This is a genomic window from Anaerococcus sp. Marseille-Q5996 (genome assembly GCF_946893725.1).
GTDB classification, from domain to species: Bacteria; Bacillota; Clostridia; order Tissierellales; family Peptoniphilaceae; genus Anaerococcus; species Anaerococcus martiniensis.
The window spans coordinates 162,424-182,543 of sequence record NZ_CAMPPE010000001.1; the positions used below are offsets into that span (position 1 = coordinate 162,424).

A 20,120-nucleotide genomic window follows, 5' to 3' on the forward strand; every position below is an offset into this window, starting at 1 on the left:
CTTCTTTCCTAATTTAAAGTTTCAATATAATTATAAATCATTTTAGAAAAATTTACATCTATAAAAAGAATCCTTAAGGATTCTTTTAAAAAATTTATTTATTTTCGTAACCAGGTTTTCCTAAAAGCTTAAACATCTGTGCCTTATATTCTTCAACTCCTGGTTGGTTAAATGGGTTTATGCCCATCATATATCCACTTACACCGACTGTTATTTCAAAAAAGTAGAATAGTTCTGCAAGAGACTTTGCACTTACATTTTCAATTTTGATGCGGATATTTGGCACATTGCCTTTAACGTGAGCGATGGTTGTTCCTTCCATGGCTTGGGTGTTCACATAATTCATTGATTTGCCTGCTAAATAGTTTAAGCCATCTAGGTTGTCTGCATCTTCTTTTATTTCTATATCTCTGTCATAATTTTCAATTTCTAGGACTGTTTCAAATAGATTTCTTTTTCCATCTTGGATCATTTGTCCTAGGGAGTGGAGGTCTGTTGAGTTATTTACTGAAACTGGGAATAAACCTTGGCCGTCTTTACCTTCTGATTCTGCAAATAATTGTTTCCACCATTCGGCAATATATTGGAGTTTTGGCTCATAGTTTACTAAAACTTCTATGGCCTTATCATCTTCATAAAGCATATTTCTAATTGCAGCGTATTTTATAGCATCGTTAGTTTCAAAATCTGCTTTTGTATATTTTTCGCGTCCTTGCTCAAATCCTGCCATTAATTCGTCAATATCCACTCCACTTGCAGCTAGTGGTAAAAGTCCTACTGCAGATATAACGGAAAATCTACCACCTATATCATCTGGCACTACAAAAGTTTCATAGCCTTCTTTTGTAGAAAGGTCTTTTAAGGCTCCTTTTTGCCTATCAGTTGTGGCATAGATACGGCCCTTGGCTTCTTCTTTGCCGTATTTTTCTTCCAAGGCTTCTTTTAAAAATCTAAAGGCAATTGCTGGTTCTGTAGTAGTTCCTGATTTTGAGATTACATTTAAAGAGTAGTCCTTATCTTTTAGGTAATCCAAAAGTTCAGCCATATATTGGCCGGATAATTGGTGGCCAGCGTAAATTAATTTTACTTTTTTGTTTGATTCAAAATAATTATCAAGGGCAAAGTCGATAGCTTTTATGCCCAAATATGAACCGCCGATACCGATTGATACCAAAATCTCACTGTCAGATTGGATTTTTGCAGCAGCCTTTTTTATTCTTTCAAATTCTTCTTTGTCATAGTCAACAGGTCTATCAATCCATCCCAAAAAATCTGATCCTTGGCCAGAACCATCCATTAGGGTATTAAAGGATTCTAAGGCTTTTTCTTCGTAATTTCCAAGCTTTTCTAGGTTTATATTTGTATAATCAACGCGCATTACATTCCTCCATAAAACTATATTCTTCATTATTATATACCCAGTCTTTAAATTGTTAAAATATTTTTAAACAAAGCTTATGTGCTAATATGTGAAAAGGTTTTTAACTTTATTGACATATATTTTGATAATACCTATAATAGTTGTAAGTTAGGGAAATTTTGCAAAGATTTGGAAGGTTTTATGAAAAAACGCGTTTTATTAACTGGAGGAGCAGGATATATCGGCAGCCATACGGCAGTGGAACTTTTAGATAGCGGATATGATGTAATAATTTATGACAACTTGTCCAATGCTTCAAAAATAGCTATCGACAGAGTCGAAGAAATCACTGGCAAAAAGGTCAAATTTTATAAGGCTGATATACTTGACACAGAGTTTTTAAAAAAAGTTTTAATAGATGAAAAAATTGATCTTGTAATTCATTTTGCAGCCCTAAAGGCTGTGGGTGAATCAGTAAGAAATCCACTAAAATACTACCACAACAACCTTACAGGTACTCTTAGCCTGCTAAAGGCCATGGAGGATGTGGGATGCAAAAATATTATTTTTAGCTCCTCTGCAACAGTATATGGTGACCCAGAAGTGACACCAATTACTGAGGATGTAGCAAAGGGATTTTGCACAAATCCATATGGATGGTCCAAGTCTTTTATGGAGCAAATAATGACAGACTTACATACAGCAGATCCAGATTTCAAGGTCGTTTTGCTCCGTTATTTTAATCCAATTGGTGCCCACAAATCAGGATTAATAGGTGAAGACCCTCAAGGAGTTCCAAATAATTTATTGCCATACATTTCACAAGTTGCAGTAGGCGAGCTAGACTATGTCCACATCTTTGGTGATGATTACAAGACCCACGATGGTACTGGAGTTCGTGATTATATCCACGTGGTTGATTTGGCACGCGGCCATGTAAAAGCTGTGGAAAATATGGAAAAATTAAATGGAATTGAGATTATAAATCTTGCAACTGGCAAGGGATATTCAGTCCTTGATGTTATAAAATCTTTTGAAGAAGTAATCGGCAAAAAAATTCCCTATAAAATAGAAAAAAGAAGAGCAGGCGACATCGACAAATCATTTGCTGATGCAAGTAAGGCCAAAAAAGTTTTAGGCTGGCAGGCTCAATATGATATAAAAGATATGTGCGAAGATGCATGGAGATGGCAAAAAATGAATCCTCGCGGATATGAAAGAGAGGAAAAAATATGAAAACCACTTTAGTGGTCATGGCAGCAGGGATAGGATCCCGTTATGGTGCAGGCATTAAACAACTTGCAAAAATGGATGATAATGGATACACAATTATCGATTATTCTATTTTTGATGCAAAAAAAGCAGGTTTTGACAAGGTCGTTTTTATAATTAGACGTGATATAGAAGAAGACTTTAAAGAGGTAATAGGCGATAGGATTTCAAAAATAATTGATGTAGAATACGCCTACCAATCTTTAGAATTGCCAGAAGCTTATGAAGTTCCACAAGAACGCACAAAGCCATGGGGAACAGTCCATGCAGTTTTGGCAGCCAAAGACTTAGTAAATGAGCCGTTTTTAGTAATAAATGCAGATGACTATTATGGCAAAAATGTATTTAAAGATTTTCACGAATTTTTAAATGATAAAAATAATCAAGATGCATCCAAATTACAAATTGCAATGGCAGGTTACAAATTAAAAAATACACTTTCTGACAATGGAACAGTAACTCGCGGGGTTTCTGTTGGCAATGCAGACAATAAATTAGTAAAAATCATCGAGACCCACGAAATAGCCCTAGGAGAAGATGGCAAAATCACAAGTCGTGAAAACTTAGACAGTGATTTATTAAATCTGGAATCTCTTGTTTCTATGAATATGTGGGCTACATTCCCAGCCTTTATCGACCTTTGCGATCAGTATTTTAATAAATATTTAGAAAAAAATAAAGAAAATTTAGAAAAAGCAGAATACGTCTTGCCAGAAATGATAGCTGAGTTTTTAGAAGAAGATATAGCAGAAATTACAATTCTTCCAACAAATGACAAATGGATAGGAATTACCTACAAAGAAGACTTGGCTCCAGCCCAAGAAGAATTTAAAAAAATGCTAGAAAATAAAGATTATCCAGCAAATATTTGGCAATAAAATTAAGTCTCCCATCTGGGAGGCTTTTTTGGTTTAGTGTAAAAAATCATTTAGTAATGATAATCATTATTTAATCAACTAAAATATTTAGAACAAAATTTGACAAAGTTTCTTTCTAAATATATAATCATTATAGAAAGTACATACAAAAATTAATCCAGGAGGATATACATATGACATTAAAAGGTACAAAAACAGCACAAAACCTAATCACATCATTTGTTGGTGAAAGCCAAGCAAATATGAGATACACATTTGCAGCAAAAGTTGCAAAAAAAGAAGGATACGTTCAAATTTCAAGAATATTTGAAGAAACAGCAATGAATGAAAGAGAACACGCTGCAAGATTTTTCAAATTCTTAAGAGAAGAATACAAATTAGAAGATATCGAACTTAACGAAAATTACACAAAATGGCCAGTAGTATGGCACGATACTGTTACAAACCTTCAAGGTGCTATCGATGGAGAAAATGATGAAGCAGAAAATATGTATCCATCATTTGCAGATGTTGCTGAAGAAGAAGGTTTCCCAGAAATCGCAAGTGCATTTAGAAACATCGCAAAAGTAGAAGAAGCTCACAGAGAAAGATATAAAGCATTAAAAGCTAATATAGAAAATGACAGAGTATTCAAAAAAGACGAAAAAGTTATCTGGATGTGCGGTAACTGTGGTTTCTTAGTAGAAGCAAAAGAAGCACCAAAAATCTGCCCAGCATGTGCACACCCACAAGACTACTTCGAATTAGCAAGATTTAATTACTAAAATATCAAAAAAAGCAAACCTTGAACTGCACCCCAAAATCCGGAATACGGATGGAGGGGTTTTTTCTATGCCAAAATACACAAAAGAATTTAAAATTAAATTAGTACTGGAATACTTATCAGGTCAAATAGGTGGACGACCTGCAATAGCAAACAAATACAATATACCTGATAGCACTCTAGAAAACTGGATTAATAAATATAATTCAGGAGGCTTTGATAACTTATCTAAGAAGCTAAACAATTATTGAATTTAAGTTAACTGTAATACAATATAGGCAAACCTGTCGTAGAAATTTCTGATGATTTTGAAGCGGTTATTGAACAAGCAAAACTTGCTGATCCATCTTCAAAACCAGTAAAAGATGCAGAATACACAGATGACACAGACAAGATGCTAGAACGTAAACTATTTTTAGTAAATGGTGCCCACGCTGCAAGCAGCTATTTTGCTTATAATAAAGGCTATAAAATGATGAATGAAGCCTTTGAAGATGAAAAAATATTAGCTGATGTCAAAAATCTTATGACAGAATCAGGCAATGTATTAATAAAAGAACACGGTCTAGACAAAGATGAACTAGAAAACTTTAAGGAAAGTAAGTTAAATAGATTTATAAAAACAGCTTCCCACGATACAATTGAGCGTGTAGGACGCGATCCAGTTAGAAAACTGGGAGAAAAAGATAGGCTTGTGGCTCCAGCAATAAAAGCATTTGATAACAATCTACCATTTGATTATTTGGCAAAAGCAATCGCCTATGCCTTTAAATACGATGAGCCAAGTGATGACAAAGCAGGAGAATTAATCCAATTTGTAAATCAAAATTCAATAGAGTCAGCAATCGAAAAATATACGGGTATAAAAGAAGAGGAAAGAAAAGAATTATTTGACAAAATTGTTTCAGAATATCAAAATATTAATTAGAAATTAATATTGAGGGGGAAAAATGAGAGTAATAGTAAGCAAAGATTACGATGAAATGAGTAGAAAAGCAGCAGACTTTGTAATAAGCCTAATGCAAGACAAACCACAAATCAAATTTGGTTTAGCAACAGGATCAACACCAGAAGGGCTTTATAAAAATCTAATCGAGGCTAATAAAGAAGGTGAAATTGGTTTTAAATATGCAAGTGCAGTAAATCTTGATGAGTATGTAGGTATTGATAAGGACAATGAACAATCTTACCAATATTTTATGAACGACAGATTATTTAACCACGTAGACATTGATAAAAGCAAAACCCACCTACCATTTGCCCCAGAAGCAGATGAAAAATATGCAAAAGAATACGATCAATTATTAGATGAATTTGGACCACGTGATATCCAAGTTTTAGGTATAGGACCAAATGGTCATTTGGCCTTTAATGAACCAGACCAAAAACTAAACCAAAGAACATCTATCATCAAATTATCAGATGAAACAATAAAAGCAAACTCAAGATTTTTTGATAGCGAAGAAGACGTGCCAAAATATGCAGTATCAATGGGAATGGCAGATGCATTTAATGCAAAAACAATAGTAGTAATGGCAAGTGGAAAAAATAAACACGATGCAGTAAAAAGATTATTAGAAGAAGATAAAATCTACCCGGAATTCCCAGCAAGTTTCCTACACCTACATCCAAATGTATATTTATTTGTAGATGAAGAAGCTTACAATGGCTAAAAAAAATCCTACCAGTCCACTACTTTTTGGGCTGGTATTTTTTTGCTAAAATGTAGGTGAAAAATGTTTTGGAGGTTATGGGTGGAAAGTCAGAGATTAAAATTATTTTTTATTACTATTATTTTTATACTTTTAAGCTTTTTTGCTGTAAAATTTTTTGCTCCTTTATTTTTATTTTTAGGGATAATTATTGCTGCAATTTATTTGTTGATTAAAAACAAGGAGAAACTAACAAAAAAAGATTTGATAGTGGCCATAATTATGTCATCTCTTGGATCACTTAATATCATTTTTATAGAAAAATCTCTTCTTGCCATTGCCTTATTTGCCATTATTTTTATTACATATATAGGATCTGTTACAGTTTTTAAAAACTTTTTAGGTTGGGATAAGCTTTTAAGCAAAAATTGGCAAAAAAATTTGATAATTGCAACTGCAATTGGTCTGATTTTAGGATTTATAAATTTAGGAGGGGCGGAAATTAAAATAAAAGACCCAACAATCACCCCACTTCTTATTGGCCTACAAGCGGGCATCATGGAAGAAATCAGCTTTAGATTTATTTTTTATGCACTTAGCATTTATATTTTAAGAGGCAAGGAAAAATCTATTGTAGATAAAATTTTGATTTACGCAATAATGACCCTACCCCACGCAATAGCCCATGGATTTGATATAAGAAACTTGATTGGAGCTTGGCTTGTTTTCGCAATGCCACTAGCAATCCTTCAAAAAAAATCAGACCTAACAAGTTCAATTACAACACATTTTATAATTGATTTGATTAGATTCAGCGTTTTAGGCATTTAAAAAGACCACTTGTGTGGTCTTTTTTATATTAAATTGCCCAGTTTCCATTTTCAAATATAGGAAACTCATCATCGTTTTTATATCCTGTTATTTTTAAATCGCTTGCTCCTACCATGAAGTCTTCGTGGATTAGGGAGTCGTTTATTCCTCTTTGCTTTAATTCGCTTTCTTCTAAGTCCGCGCCGCCTACTACATTTGTTGGATATGCTTTTCCTAATGCGAAGTGGCAGGATGCGTTTTCGTCAAATAATGTATTATAGAAAAGAATATTTGAGTTGCTAATTGGACTATCGAAAGGCACTAGGGCAATTTCTCCTAAGTTTTTGCTACCTTCATCGCTTTCTAACATTTTTGCAAGTGTATCTTTGCCTTTTTTGGCATCAAAGTCGATTACTTTTCCATTTTCGAAAGTAAAATTAAATTCATCTATGACTACACCGTTGTAAACTAAAGGTTTTGTGGCAAAAAGTGTGCCATCTACTCCGTCATATTGTGGGGCTGTGAAAACTTCTTCTGTTGGCATATTTGGGATAAATGGATCGCCTTTTTCATTTTTTGATCCAGCTGATGTCCAAATATGGTCTTTTGGAAGTTTTACCCAAAGATCTGTACCGTTTGATGATTGGTAGTGTAATTTGTCAAATTGGTGGTCATTTAGGTAATTTGCTTTTTGGTTTAAGGTTTCTATGTGCTTGGTCCAATTTGCTTTTGTTTCTTCCCAAGATTCTTCTACTCGGCTAACATCTAGGATAGTTTCCCAAAGTTTTTCGTAAGCCTCATCTTCGTTTAGGTCTGGGAAGACTTTTGCCGCCCATTTTTTGGTTGGCACTGAAATTACCAGCCAGCTTACAATATCGTTCATGGAATATTTTACAAATTCTTTGGTTTTTTTGGAATTTTCCTTGATTGCTTCTGAAATTTTGGATTCATCTAGGCCGTTTAATAAGTCTGGGTCTTCGGCGTAGATTGAAATTCTGTTTGATTTTTTATTTGCTATTTGGTATTTTAATTTTTCTATTTTCCAGTCTGGAACTTCATTTAGTGTTTCTTGGTTTTGATTTTCGTAAGTTAATCTTGTAATGGCATCATCACGCCAGTCTATTGATACATTTCTGGCACCTTTTTCATAGGCTGCTTTTGTTATTAATCTTGCTAAATCTGGATTTTCTACTGGAGCATTAATCACCACATCTTCGCCAGCTTTTACATTTACTCCAAATTCGACTGCAAGTTTTGCAAAATTTTCTATTCTTTTATCCATAATTTCCTCCTTGTGTCATTATACCTTTAGGATTTTTATGGTAAAATAAAATACATATAATTGTATAAATAATTATTTAAGGAAGGTAATCATGAAAAAAAGACATGAAGTTAATATAAATGAAACTTGGGCTATAGAAGAACTTTTTGAAAGTGATGAAGTTTTTTTAGCAAGCCTTAATGAGCTTAAAAACCTAGCTGATGATTTTGCAAATAAATACAAATCTTTAAATTCATCAGAAGAAATTTTTGAAGCTTTAGAAGCTTATAGCGAAATTGCCGCATTAACTGATAGATTGGGGACTTTTGCAAGTATCACAACAGAAGTTGATACATCTGATGATAAGGTTATGAAAAGATTTGCTAATTTTGTAAACGAAATGAGTAAGATCGATGCAAATCTAAGCTTTTTTGAATCTATGCTTTCTAAGGCTGATAAAAATTTATTAGAAGAGGCCAAGAAAAACCATCCAGAATATAAATATTACTTAGAAAGAGTAATTGAAAACTCAAAATATTTGTTATCTGATGAAACAGAAAAAGTTTTGGCAAATCTTGTGCCAACCTTTGATGCATCATACAAATCTTATGCAGACATCCGTTATGGAGATATGGCCTTTGAAGATTTTACCTATGAAGGCGAAGAAATAATCTTAAATCACAACACCTTTGAAGAATTTTTAGAAGCAGATCCTAGGGATGATTTGCGCCGTGATGCCTTTAAAAGATACCACGATGTTTTAAGAAAATACCAAAATTCAGATGCATCTGTTTATCTAACCCATGTTGAAAATGAAAAACGCCTTTCAGACATTAGAGGCTACGATTCAGTTTTTGATTATTTATTGTCACGCCAAGATGTAGATAAAGAAATTTATGACAACCACATCGATACAATAATGGCAGAACTTGCTCCTCATATGAGAAAGTATGCAAAAATTATTCAAAAAATCTATGGCTTAGATGAAATGACCTATGCTGATTTAAAACTATCTATAGATCCAGATTACGAACCAGAAGTATCTATTGACCAAGCTCGTGCCTATATAGTTGAAGGACTTTCAAATCTTGGTGAAGAATATGTAGAAGTTTTAAACCGTGCTTTTGATCAAAGATGGATTGACTATGCTCAAAATATAGGTAAAAGAACAGGTGCTTTTGCAGCAGGACCTTATGGATCACATCCATTTATCATGACAACTTATAATAACAAAATGAGCCAAGTAATGACTCTTGCCCATGAACTAGGCCATGCAGGACAATTTTATTATTCAAATAACAATCAAAATGCTTTAAACAACGATATGTCCATGTATTTTGTAGAGGCACCATCAACCGCAAATGAAATTACCATGGAAAGATTTTTACTAAATAAGGCAAAAGATGACCGCGAAAAACTTTGGGTTTTATCAACAATGATTTCAAAAACCTACTACCACAACTTTGTAACCCACTTTATAGAAGCAGCATTCCAAAGAGAAGTTTATAGAAAAGTGGAAGCTAACGAAAACCTAAATACAGATGATTTGAACAAATTATTTACAGAAACTTTAGAAGAATTTTGGGCAGACTCTGTAAAACTTGTTGATGGGGCAGAGCTAACATGGATGCGTCAACCACACTACTACATGGGACTTTATCCTTACACATATTCAGCTGGGCTTACAGTAGGAACAATCATTTCTGACAATATTTTAAATGGAGATGAAAAAGACCGTGAAAATTGGATTGAAGTTTTAAAACTAGGTGGGTCAATGGGACCAATTGAACTTGCAAATGCAGCAGGAGTTGATATGACAAATACAAAGGCAATTTCTGAAACAGTTGCATTTATAGGTTCATTAATCGATCAAATAGATGAATTAGCAAAAAAATTAGGAATGTATAAATAATGTATAAAAAGAAAGTTCAAGAACTTTTTGATTATACAGTAGATATCCGCAGGAAAATCCACGAAAACCCCGAACTTTCGGGCCAGGAAGAAAAAACTGTAGAACTTGTAAAAAAAGAATTAAAAGAAATTGGTATAGACTTTGTAGACGTAAATAAGGGCGGAGTCTTAGGATTTATAGAAGGAAATCAAAAAAGTGATAATCCTAAAACCATAATCCTAAGAGCTGACCTTGATGCACTTCCCTTTGAAGAAACAGAAAAAAACCTAAAAAACAACCGACTAGTAAAAAGCAAAAATCCTGGAGTTATGCATGCTTGCGGCCATGATGGACATACAGCCATGCTCTTAACTGCGGCTAAAATTTTAAATGAAAATAAGGATGATTTTGCTGGTAGAATTATTTTATGCTTTGAACGTGGTGAAGAATTTGGTTTGAATTATAAATATTTAATGGCATATTTGGGTAAGAATGAAGTGGATATTGATTCTAGTTTTGCCATCCACGTTTCCCCAGAATATGAATCTGGTGTTATGGCCATAAAATCTGGCGGGATAAATGCTGGAGCAATGATGTATGATGTTACTATAAAAGGTGAAAGTGGTCATGGATCTCGTCCTTATATGGCAAATAATCCTTTGGATTGCTTTGTAGATATTTATAACGAATTAAAATCCTTACGCATGAACAAATTTTCCCCATTTGAGCCAATGACTTATTCAATAGGCGCGGTTGAAATGGGCAATCAATTTAATCAAATACCTGATAAATTAAGGTTTAAGGGTAGTGTTAGATTTTTTGACCGTAAAGAAGTAGGTTATAAATTTTACAGAGAATTCCAATCCCTTATTATAAATAAGGTAAAATCTCACAATTGTAGGGTGGTTTTTAATGAATACACCAGACCACATTTTCCAATAATTAATGATGAAAAATTGGCAAATCTTGCTAAAAATGTAATGACAGATGAGCTGGGTGAAGATTATATAGCAAATGCAAATCCATCTATGGGTTCAGATTCCTTTGCCATTTATACGGCCCAATGGCCAGGACTTTACCTGATGCTTGGAATAAAAAATGAAGAATTTGGATCAGGAGCAGCTCTTCACAGCAGCAAATTTGATTTGGATGAAAACGCATTAAAAAACGGAGTGGCAGCTACTGTTAGGTATGTGGTAGAATATCTAAATAGTGATATAAAACTAGAATATGGTCCTTATAAGAATAATATTAAAGGCTTATTTATAGAAGAAAATAGGTCACAAGAAGAAATTGAGGAGATTTATGACGACATCGCGTAAACGCACTTATGACTACAAATCAATAATTTATGCCATCATGGGTGGTGTAATGGTTGGTTTTGGTGGAACAGTTTTATTATCTGTAGATAACCCTTACTTAGGAGCGTTTTTATTTGCTGGAGCTCTTTTTATAATTTTAAGTTTAAAATATAGTTTATTTACAGGAATGGTAGGATATCTTTTCTACTATGATAAAAAAGAGTACACTAAAAAATTATTTATAGCTCTAATAGGAAATTTGATAGGAACCTTTGTAATAGCTATGCTCATTCGCCAGACAAGGTTTGGCCCGGCCTTAATAGCCCAGGCCCAGCTAAAAACCGGGGTAAAGTTAAACGATAGCCCCCAATCATTATTTATACTGGCATTTTTCTGTAATATGTTTGTTACAAACGCAGTTCACCAATTTAAATACAACCGCTACCAGGTAGGAAAATACTTAGCGATATTTATTTCAATCATGACCTTTGTACTATCAGGATTTGAACATAGTATTGCAGATAGCTTTTTCTTCTTTTTAGCAGGAGAATTTAACCTACTAGCCCTAAGAAATTTCTTTTTAATCCTATTAGCAAATATCCTAGGTGGCCTAGTCATACCGACCCTGTCACTTATGTATGATGAACCATTTAGCCTTGCTGGTTAGAAACAATTATTGAATAAAAATGCAAATAAAACTCATAGGTTAGAAATTAATCCTATGAGTTTTTTGTTTTTTATAATATTTTATAAACATCATATATAGTATGAAATCGCAGCTTGGTATGTGGATGAAAATCTATAAAGTATAGAGAAGAAAATTTATTTTAAGAAAATTGATTGACAAAGTTGATTTTTGGAGTATATCGTGTTATACTTTAATAAGTCAAGTATGGAAGGGAGTGTTATGCACTCCCTTTCATTATCTAAAATTAGTAAAAATTTTTAAAATTTGAAAAAGTTTGACAAAAAAGGAGTTAAGATGAGTGATGTAAGAGTAAGATTTGCTCCATCTCCAACCGGTTACCTACACATCGGTGGACTTAGAACTGCATTATTTAACTATTTATATGCAAGACACACAGATGGAACAATGATTTTAAGAATAGAAGATACCGATAGAACTAGATTTGTAGAAGGTGCTTTGGAAAATTTATTAAAGGCTCTTGACTGGTCAGGTGTCGAAATTGATGAAGGTGTAATGCTAGATGAGAATGGCAAAGTAACTGAAAAAGGTGAATACGGTCCATATATCCAATCTGAAAGGGTTGAAGCTGGCATTTACAACGAATACATTGAAAAATTAATCGAAGAAGACAAGGCTTACTACTGCTTCTGCTCTCAAGAAAGAGTTGATAAAGTACGTGACCAACAAAAAGCTGACGGTCTTACACCAAAATACGATGGACTTTGCAGATCTATACCACTAGAAGAAGCAAAACAAAGAGTTGCAAATGGTGAAGAGTACACAGTAAGACTAAAACTACCAAAAAATCGTGACATCTCTTTTGAAGATAGAATTAAGGGAAAAATTACCTTTAACACTGACGATATGGATGATCAAGTTCTTATCAAACGTGATGGATATCCAACATATCACTTTGCAGTAGTTGTAGATGACAATGCAATGAAAATCACTCACGTAGTACGTGGAGATGAATGGATCTCATCAACTCCAAAACACGTTTACCTATACGAAGCCTTTGGCTGGGATGCACCAGAATATATCCACCTACCAACAGTACTAAATGAAAATCACAAAAAATATTCAAAACGTAATGGGGATGGAATGGTAGAAGACTTCATAGAAGAAGGATATACACCAGAAGGACTTATAAACTTTTTGAGCTTATTAGGATGGTCACCAGACAGTGAAGAAGAAATATTCTCAATTGAAGAATTAGCAAAACAATTTGACTTTGATAGGGTAAATAAAACTGGTGCAGTTTTTGATAAAAGAAAATTAGACTGGGTAAACGGCCACTACGTTCGTGATCTATCAGTAGAAGAATTAGCTGAAAGAATCAAACCATTTATGGAAAAATCTGGACTAATTGATGAAAGTTATCCAGAAGAAGACTTAAAATTACTTGCAGAAACATGGCAATCAGCAGTTGATAAATTCTCAGATGCACCAAAACTATCTAAAAATTATTTCTTAGATGAAAGTGAAATAGAATGGGATGAAGAAGCAAGCCAAGTATTAAAAGAAGAAAATACTAAAAAATTAGTTGATGCATATTTAGAGAAACTAGGCGAAGCTGATGAAATCGACGAAGAATTTGCAAAAACTATTATGAAAACCCTACAAAAAGAAACAGGCATCAAGGGTAAAAACCTTTGGTTCCCAATCAGAGCAGCTATCACAGGATCAGTACACGGCCCAGACTTATCAAATGTAATGATTTTAATGGGAAAAGAAAAAATAGAAGAAAGATTAAATTACGTAAAGGAAAATTTTTAAATGAAAATTCATAACACGCTCACAAGAAAAACAGAAGAATTTGTACCAATAGAAGCAAATAAAATCAAAATGTATGTCTGTGGGCCCACTGTTTATGATTATATGCACATTGGAAATGCTAGACCTTTAGTAGTTTTTGATACCTTTAGAAGATATGTAAGATACCGTGGCTATGACATAACTTATGTAGTAAATTTTACAGATGTTGATGATAAAATTATCAAAAAATCTATTGAAGAAAATATATCTACAAAAGAAGTGACAGAAAGATATATAGCTGCATATATGGAAGATGCCAATGATTTAAACATCGATGAAGCAAACACAATTCACCCACGTGCCACAGAAGTGATGGATGATATTATCGAATTTGTAAGTGATCTTATAGAAAAAGGCGCAGCTTATGAATCAGACGGAGATGTGTACTTTAGAGTCGAAAAAGCGGATGATTATGGCAAACTTTCTGGCAAAAATGTAGAAGACTTAGTACACGGAGCAAGCAACAGATTAGATAGCAAAGAGGCTAGCAAAAAAGAAAACCCATTAGATTTTGCCCTTTGGAAAAAAACAAAGATTGATGGGGAAGTATCTTGGGATTCTCCATGGGGAGCAGGCCGACCAGGTTGGCATATAGAATGCTCAACTATGAATAAAAAAATACTCGGAGAAACAATCGACATTCACGCTGGTGGAGAAGACTTAGAATTTCCTCACCACGAAAATGAAATTGCCCAATCAGAAACACTAAACGAAAAAACTTTTGCAAATTATTGGATGCATAACGGCATGATCCAAGTAGACGGTACAAAAATGAGTAAGTCACTTGGAAACTTCTTTACCCTACACGATATTAAAAAAGAATATGACCTAATGGTAATTCGTTTTTGGCTACTAACAACAAATTACCGCCAGCCAATCAATTTTACTCGTCAGATCATAGAAGGTGCCAAAAATTCCTTGGATAGGATAAATACTGCTGTCTTTAGACTAGAAGATTTATTAGAAAATGCTAGTGAAAATGAATTGTTTGATGATGAAGAAAATCTATTAAATGAGCTAGCTGACTTTGAAAATAAATTTATCCAAGTAATGGATGATGATTTAAATACAGCAGATGCCATTACAGTTTTATTTGAATTAGTAAAATTTGCCAATACAAAAGTTTCATCTGAAAATACCAAGCAACTTATAAAAGCAGTTTTAGATAAAATTTTGGAACTAGAAGAAGTTTTAGGTATAGAAAACCGCCAAAAAGTAAATGCAGATGTTGATGAAGCAAAAATTTTAGAACTAATCGAGCAAAGAAATGCTGCCAAAAAAGAAAAAAACTTCGCAAAAGCAGATGCTATCCGTGATCAGCTAGCTGAAATGGGAGTAGCAATCAAAGATACCCGCGAAGGTGTAAAATGGGAGCTAATCTAATGGATAAGATATATGGCAGAAAACCAGTTTTAGAAACAATTGATGCTGGTCTTACCATTCATAAGGCCTACATCATGGATCAAAAAACTCCAATTGTAGGGAAAATTGTTGAAAAGCTTAGTAAAAATAATGTGCCTATTAAATACGTAGATAAAACTTTTTTTGAACATGTAGATATGAACCACCAAGGTGTTATGATTGAGGTGGATACCTACAAATATGCCAATCTCAATGATTTAGAAAATGCCAACAGGCTTATAATTTTAGATAAAATCGAAGACCCACACAATCTGGGAGCGATAATTCGTTCTGCAGAAAGCTTTGGATTTGACGGAGTAATCATCCCAGAGCACCGTTCAGCAAAGGTAAACCCAACGGTTTATAAAACAAGTGCCGGGGCTATAAATAATATAAAAGTAGTCATGGTAACAAATTTAAACCAAACTATGGCAAGCTTAAAAGAAAATGGTTTTTGGATCTATGGACTAGCTGGTGAAGCCAAAGAAACTATCGCCGATACAAATTTATCTGGCAAAGTTGCCCTAGTTGTGGGCAATGAAGGAGACGGACTAAGCAGACTAGTACGTGAAAATTGCGATGTCTTAGTCAAAATCCCAATGCTAGGCAAGGTGAATTCTCTAAATGCATCAGTTGCATCAGCTTTAAGCATGTATGAGGTTTTAAGGCAAAATGGCTTTAAATAGGAGAAATATCACAATAATTGATGGCTATAATGTAATAAACGCTTGGCCAAATTTATCTGATATTTCAAAAACCTCCCTTGAATCTGCCAGAGAAAATCTAATCGATGAGCTTGCTGAATATAAGTCAATGTCAGGTGAGGAAATCATAATTGTTTTTGATGCCTACAACCTAGATAGACCCAAGGAGACAATCTCTGAAAAGTTTGGTATGAAGATAGTTTTTACAAAAAGATACCAAACGGCAGATACCTATATAGAAAAGCAAATCCTAAAAATTTCCCAAAAACACAATCTAAAAGTTGTCACAGATGATGGGCAAATCCAAATTCTTGCCTCAAACAAGGGGGCCGCAAGAATGACATCGTCAGAGCTAAAGGCAGAAATATATAACAATAGAAGAAAAATAAATCGAAGAAAAAAACAAGACTTCAATAGAAATTTCGATTCATTTCCCTTATCCAAAGAAATGATAGAAAAAATTGACCAGATTAAAAATAATCTGGAAAAAAATTAAAATATACAAGGTAAAATAAATTCAAAATAAGGGTGACATATGGATAAAATAAATTTAAAAGATGAAAGGGTAGTCGAGAAGATACGCTCTTACTTCAACTCCCAGGATATGGGAAAGGAAGAAATTGCAAGTGTCCTAGAAGAACTATCTGATGAAGAAAAAGAAGAATTAATTGACTTCATCGATGATGAAGAAATCGAAGAAGACGAAGAATTTGAAGAAAAAGATGACATCGAAGAAATCGATGATATTGATGAAGATGAGGATGATGATGAGCCAAAAATAAAAAGAAGCGAGTCAACAGCCATCACACCAATTACCAGAAGCGATATGATGAAGATGTCTGATCTTACAAATGAGGAAATCGTAGAACAATTCCAAAAAGGCAATCAAAATGCTTTGGCAGCCCTAGTAGAAAAAAACCAAGGGCTAGTAAGATCTAGGGCCTCATATTTTTATAGGTCCCACGGAAATGATTTGGATTTAGAAGACTTAGTCCAATCAGGAATGCTAGGTATGATTCGTGCAGCAGAAAAATTTGACCTAACCCTAGGCTACAAATTTACAACCTATGCCTACAAATGGATTGATAAGGCAATTAGAAAAGCCATCAACAAAGAAGGCCACACAATCAGAATACCAGCAGGAAAATATTTAAAACTTAACAAATTAAAACAAATTCTAAAGGCAAATCCAGAAGCAAGCGATGAAGAAATTTATAAAATTTTGGAAAAAGAAGGCATAGATAAAAAACAAGCAGATGATTTGTTTTTAATCAACCGCAACCAAGTAAATTCTACATCACTAAATATAAACCTAGACAGCGAAGACTCAACAGGTGATGAGCTAATGGATATGGTGGGAGATGAATCAACACCAGTTGATATTTTAATCCTAGAACGTGATATGGAAAATTTCCTAATGAAAGCCCTAGACCAGCTTACAGAACGTGAAAAACAAATAATCATCTACCGATATGGCCTAGATAACGAAAAACCAAAAACCCTAGAAGAAATAGGTTCTATCTATGACTTATCCAGAGAGCGTATAAGGCAAATAGAAAACCAAGCTTTAGGAAAACTTAAAGAATATTCAGATGCTGAAAACTAGTAAGGTGCGATAAAATCGCATCTTTTTCTTATCAAAAAAACTATGGTAAATAGGCCTAGTCTTAGTATAGTAGAAAAAAGCGAGGAATTATGGAATACGAAAAACCTTTTTTATATATAGATACAAATTTTGCAAAAGATGAGGCCCTTATGACCTACATGGCCTTTAAATCTTTTGATTTTGAAATTCTTGGTATGTCTACAGCTGATGGAGAGATGAACCCAGTTTTGGCAGCAGAAAATATTGTAGGACTTTCGACTGAAGAGGATTTATTTTTACCAGTTGCTGCTGGAAAATCTTTTAGAGACTACCACCATTTGGATAAGGAAATTTTTTCTACAACTAAGGATTATATAGAAAAAATGCCGGCCTATGAAAATATCATTGATAAGGCAGAGGACTGTGGTAGACTTGATATAATTGCAACAAGTGGACTAACAAATATAGCTAGAGCATTGGAAGAAGCTCCAGAGATAGAAGATTTTATTTCTCATATTTTTATCTTAGGTGGAGAAACAGATGGAGAAGTTTCAGAAACTTTTATCGAAGACCCTGAATCTGTAGATAAAATACTAAATACAAGCATAGATTTATTTTTATTGCCATTTGAGATTGCAAATGAGCCGCTTCTTTCAGATGAGATGATTGCTAAACTTTATGGTAGAGATAAAAATCTAGACATTATTTTAGATGAATTTAAAAACTATCCTTTAGAAAAAAGATTTCTAGGGGCTCCGCTGCTTTTATACCTAACTCAGGCACCAGAAGCCTTTATATTTGAAGAGTCAGGCTTTGGAGTTATTACTAGCGACCTTGAAGGGGAAGTCGGTAGCCTTTATAGGACTAATAGCAGAAAGAAAAATTATAGGGTAAGTAGGGTAAATGAAGAAGCCTTTTATGATTTTCTTCTAGGTAGCCTATGAAAATAAAAGCTCCGGGACTAAGGATAGTTAAAACTTTTATTGCAGTGACCATTGCTATGATTATATCTGCCTATAGGCCGGGAGAAGGGTTGCCTTTTTATAGTGCAATAGCTGCAATCATCTGCCTAAAATCAGATGTAGAAGGCAGTAGGGAGATAGGAATTAACAGGATAATCGGAACCATTCTTGGAGGTCTGTGTGGCTTAATTTATCTTTTGCTAGTGCCAGCATATTATTTGCCCCAGGCTGTTGAGCTGGTTTTAATTAGCTTTTTATCCTCAATAATAATTTGGATTATGGCTATGGCCAATAAACCAAAGGCAATTTCAATTATGGCTATAGTTTTTCTATCAATTACAATTAACCATGGCAAGGAAGCAAATTTACCCTTCCTCTTTGCCTTTAACAGGACTTTTGATACTATGATTGGAGTAATTTCTGCAATCGTGGTCAATTGGTCTGACTTTACCTTTAGGGAAAAATACAAGAACACCGATAATTAATAAATTTTATTAACTCCCAAAATTGGGAGTTTTTTCTATATAAAAACTGAATAAAATAATTTTCACCGGGTATAAGGGTAATGAAGATTTTTGCAAGATAAAGTAAAAATCCTCAATATAGTGGCTATATAAAAGGAGAAGATTATGAAAAATATAAAAAAAATGGCAGCTCTAACCCTTGCCTTATCATTTTCATTTTTAGGGCAAGCAAGCCTTATAAATCCAGTAAATAGCTATGCAAAAGAAGAAAGCCAGGCTAGCCAAATCACTGATTTGGGGGTTGATAAGGGCAAAGGTGAGTATATCGAAGAAACTGTAAACTTAAAACAAAGCCAAGATGAAATAGAATATTTCCTTAATGAGATTAGGGATATCCGTTCTAAGCTTTGGGATTCAAATATCCCTTACGTTAGTGTAAGTCCAGATGGAACAAAAAGTGAAAGCAAAAATTTAAGAGAATCAGCAGAAAAATCTGGATATACAACTATGAAGGATTATGCATTTGGGCTAAAATGGAGAACGGATTTAGAAAAAATAGCCATTCAAAGGGCTTTTGAACAAAAATATAGTGATTCATCAGATACTAGACCAGACGGATCCAATTTTAAATCAGCAACCATAAATGGCATACACTCAGATGTGGAGATTGTATCCAAAACAAATCTTCATGGTAATAAGATGAAGGCTTCAAGTCAATGGTCATTTGCTAAAGATCAAACAAGTCAAAGCAAATATGATAAATTGCTTGCAGCAAATGGGAAATTAACTCCTGAAAGTTTTGAGCTACACACTCTACTAAATCCAGGGATAAAATACATTGGTTATGCTCAACTAGCAGATGAAGAAACCAACACCCTCTATGAAGTGGTGGAATTATCTTATGATATGAATTCAAAGATGGATTCAAGCAATGATCAGGTTACAAATTTAGTAGGTCCTTACACTTTATCAATAGGTGATAAAAACTACAAAGAAGACAAAGATAAAACACAAAAAGATAAGCTAGAAAAATTAAAAATCTCATACCAAAAAGCCCAAGAAATAATAAAGGGTGCAGAAATACTAAAAGAATCAATGCCAAACTTTTCAAATGAAAATAGCGCAAGAATCAATGAATTAGTAGAAAAACAAAAAGAAGTTATCAAAAAGGCTGAAAATGTATTAAAAGACAATGGCCTAATTTAGAAAAGAAAATAATAATTAAGACCTCAGCCCAAATTTGGGTTGGGGTTTTTTAGTGGCGTGAAATATATATAAAGTACAGTTTATTTATTCATTTCTGATATGATATA

General features: G+C 33.7%; 20 protein-coding genes. 18 read left to right on the forward strand and 2 right to left on the reverse strand.

Going from position 1 to position 20,120, the window contains the following annotated elements:
- Positions 1 to 94: 94 nt before the first annotated feature.
- A complete protein-coding gene (locus OC526_RS00725) occupies positions 95 to 1,378 on the reverse strand; it encodes a glucose-6-phosphate isomerase (protein WP_262121297.1) in 1,284 nt (427 codons plus the stop codon).
- A gap of 183 nt (positions 1,379 to 1,561) precedes the next feature.
- On the opposite strand from OC526_RS00725, the gene galE reads away from it, so the two are divergent.
- The 7 genes from galE to OC526_RS00760 all read left to right on the forward strand — a co-directional run bounded on the left by galE (position 1,562) and on the right by OC526_RS00760 (position 6,756).
- Positions 1,562 to 2,596 carry a UDP-glucose 4-epimerase GalE gene (gene galE, locus OC526_RS00730; protein WP_262121298.1) on the forward strand — a complete coding sequence of 345 codons (1,035 nt, stop codon included), beginning with the start codon at positions 1,562 to 1,564 and terminating at the stop codon, positions 2,594 to 2,596.
- On the forward strand, positions 2,593 to 3,510 hold the full coding sequence (locus OC526_RS00735) for a sugar phosphate nucleotidyltransferase (RefSeq protein ID WP_262121299.1): 918 nt from the start codon (positions 2,593 to 2,595) through the stop codon (positions 3,508 to 3,510). The genes galE and OC526_RS00735 overlap by 4 nt, the downstream gene beginning before the upstream one ends.
- 173 nt (positions 3,511 to 3,683) lie before the next feature.
- Positions 3,684 to 4,274 (forward strand): rubrerythrin, encoded by a 591-nt coding sequence (gene rbr / locus OC526_RS00740; RefSeq protein WP_262121301.1) that lies wholly within the window; start codon positions 3,684 to 3,686, stop codon positions 4,272 to 4,274.
- 67 nt (positions 4,275 to 4,341) lie between these two features.
- Positions 4,342 to 4,524: a helix-turn-helix domain-containing protein gene (locus OC526_RS00745; protein WP_262121303.1), complete on the forward strand. Its 183-nt coding sequence runs from the start codon at positions 4,342 to 4,344 to the stop codon at positions 4,522 to 4,524.
- A gap of 143 nt (positions 4,525 to 4,667) precedes the next feature.
- A complete protein-coding gene (locus OC526_RS00750; protein WP_410050262.1) occupies positions 4,668 to 5,201 on the forward strand; it encodes a hypothetical protein in 534 nt (177 codons plus the stop codon).
- A gap of 22 nt (positions 5,202 to 5,223) precedes the next feature.
- A complete protein-coding gene (gene nagB / locus OC526_RS00755; protein ID WP_262121305.1) occupies positions 5,224 to 5,946 on the forward strand; it encodes a glucosamine-6-phosphate deaminase in 723 nt (240 codons plus the stop codon).
- Between the two features lie 81 nt (positions 5,947 to 6,027).
- Positions 6,028 to 6,756 (forward strand): type II CAAX prenyl endopeptidase Rce1 family protein, encoded by a 729-nt coding sequence (locus OC526_RS00760; RefSeq protein WP_262121308.1) that lies wholly within the window; start codon positions 6,028 to 6,030, stop codon positions 6,754 to 6,756.
- Positions 6,757 to 6,784: 28 nt separating this feature from the next.
- Here OC526_RS00760 and OC526_RS00765 read toward each other — a convergent pair whose 3' ends face one another.
- Positions 6,785 to 8,017 (reverse strand): aminopeptidase, encoded by a 1,233-nt coding sequence (locus OC526_RS00765; protein WP_262121310.1) that lies wholly within the window; start codon positions 8,015 to 8,017, stop codon positions 6,785 to 6,787.
- Between the two features lie 91 nt (positions 8,018 to 8,108).
- Here OC526_RS00765 and pepF point away from each other — a divergent pair, with 91 nt between their 5' ends.
- The 11 genes from pepF to OC526_RS00820 all read left to right on the forward strand — a co-directional run bounded on the left by pepF (position 8,109) and on the right by OC526_RS00820 (position 20,013).
- Positions 8,109 to 9,908: an oligoendopeptidase F gene (gene pepF / locus OC526_RS00770; RefSeq protein ID WP_262121312.1), complete on the forward strand. Its 1,800-nt coding sequence runs from the start codon at positions 8,109 to 8,111 to the stop codon at positions 9,906 to 9,908.
- Positions 9,908 to 11,209, forward strand: a complete 1,302-nt coding sequence (locus tag OC526_RS00775; protein ID WP_262121314.1) for a M20 family metallopeptidase — start codon at positions 9,908 to 9,910, stop codon at positions 11,207 to 11,209. Before pepF ends, OC526_RS00775 begins: the two co-directional genes overlap by 1 nt.
- Positions 11,193 to 11,855, forward strand: coding sequence for a formate/nitrite transporter family protein (locus tag OC526_RS00780; protein ID WP_262121317.1), 663 nt, complete (start codon positions 11,193 to 11,195; stop codon positions 11,853 to 11,855). The genes OC526_RS00775 and OC526_RS00780 overlap by 17 nt, the downstream gene beginning before the upstream one ends.
- A 315-nt stretch (positions 11,856 to 12,170) precedes the next feature.
- The gene (gene gltX / locus OC526_RS00785; protein WP_262121320.1) at positions 12,171 to 13,652 is read left to right on the forward strand and encodes a glutamate--tRNA ligase; all 1,482 of its coding nucleotides are present in this window, start codon (positions 12,171 to 12,173) and stop codon (positions 13,650 to 13,652) included.
- On the forward strand, positions 13,653 to 15,074 hold the full coding sequence (cysS, locus tag OC526_RS00790) for a cysteine--tRNA ligase (RefSeq protein WP_262121322.1): 1,422 nt from the start codon (positions 13,653 to 13,655) through the stop codon (positions 15,072 to 15,074). It begins immediately after the preceding gene.
- A complete protein-coding gene (gene rlmB / locus OC526_RS00795; RefSeq protein WP_262121326.1) occupies positions 15,074 to 15,778 on the forward strand; it encodes a 23S rRNA (guanosine(2251)-2'-O)-methyltransferase RlmB in 705 nt (234 codons plus the stop codon). The genes cysS and rlmB overlap by 1 nt, the downstream gene beginning before the upstream one ends.
- Complete coding sequence (locus tag OC526_RS00800; RefSeq protein WP_262121328.1) at positions 15,765 to 16,292, forward strand: NYN domain-containing protein; 528 nt, start codon at positions 15,765 to 15,767, stop codon at positions 16,290 to 16,292. The genes rlmB and OC526_RS00800 overlap by 14 nt, the downstream gene beginning before the upstream one ends.
- 39 nt (positions 16,293 to 16,331) lie before the next feature.
- Positions 16,332 to 17,402 carry an RNA polymerase sigma factor RpoD/SigA gene (locus OC526_RS00805; protein ID WP_262121330.1) on the forward strand — a complete coding sequence of 357 codons (1,071 nt, stop codon included), beginning with the start codon at positions 16,332 to 16,334 and terminating at the stop codon, positions 17,400 to 17,402.
- An 89-nt stretch (positions 17,403 to 17,491) separates the two neighbouring features.
- Positions 17,492 to 18,325 (forward strand): nucleoside hydrolase, encoded by an 834-nt coding sequence (locus tag OC526_RS00810; protein WP_262121332.1) that lies wholly within the window; start codon positions 17,492 to 17,494, stop codon positions 18,323 to 18,325.
- Positions 18,322 to 18,828, forward strand: a complete 507-nt coding sequence (locus tag OC526_RS00815; protein ID WP_262121334.1) for an FUSC family protein — start codon at positions 18,322 to 18,324, stop codon at positions 18,826 to 18,828. The genes OC526_RS00810 and OC526_RS00815 overlap by 4 nt, the downstream gene beginning before the upstream one ends.
- A gap of 144 nt (positions 18,829 to 18,972) precedes the next feature.
- Positions 18,973 to 20,013, forward strand: a complete 1,041-nt coding sequence (locus OC526_RS00820; RefSeq protein WP_262121336.1) for a hypothetical protein — start codon at positions 18,973 to 18,975, stop codon at positions 20,011 to 20,013.
- Positions 20,014 to 20,120: the final 107 nt, after the last annotated feature.